At 40.7% G+C, this 617-nt stretch carries 1 protein-coding gene; it reads right to left on the reverse strand.

Translation table 11 applies throughout. The features are described from left to right. Nucleotides 1-357: 357 nt before the first annotated feature. A partial coding sequence (locus R7Q46_RS28155) for a DUF333 domain-containing protein (RefSeq protein ID WP_318078437.1) occupies nt 358-617 on the reverse strand: 260 nt, incomplete at its 5' end.

The following is a 617-nucleotide window of genomic DNA, read 5'->3' on the forward strand; positions in this document are numbered from 1 at the left end:
AATCATCAATGCGCTTAAACACGATTTGTAGATGATGCGTTTTGACTCATCAGTAATCACGTTGTTTTGTGCCGTTTCGGCTTGTTTAACTATTTGTGTTTTCATCCTGACCACCTGTTTCCAGAAAAATGTGGAAGAAATGTGAATTTGTGTGATGTTGGGCATGATTTTATTGACCAAGTGGAAAGTATTGTCAGAGAAATGTCAGGAATAGAACGCTGTTCGATATTATATTTGCATACGGTAAAGTCAGAGTAGTGTGAAGTTCCTGTAGGAAAATGCGGATATCAAAGAACAAAAAAGGAGCCGATTGGCTCCTTAGTTATTGAATAATATTACTATTTATTAGATTCGAGTTTATTGCTCGTCACTCTCTTTGTGGTTGTTACGGTAGTATTCCCACTGTTCAACACGTTCATCGTCAGAAAGCACACAGTAAGTTACACGCTCACCATTCTCTGACACAGTGTCCAGTTCGCCACCTTGTTGTACACAGTAAACGGCCGCCGGATTGGCAACGGAGGTGTACTCTGTTGAGCGAGTTGCGCCGTCATAAGTTGAACAACCAGCAAGTACCATTGTCCCTGCCATAGCCATCATTAAACTTGTTTTTTTCA

The sequence above is a fragment of the Vibrio sp. 811 genome (genome assembly GCF_033339195.1).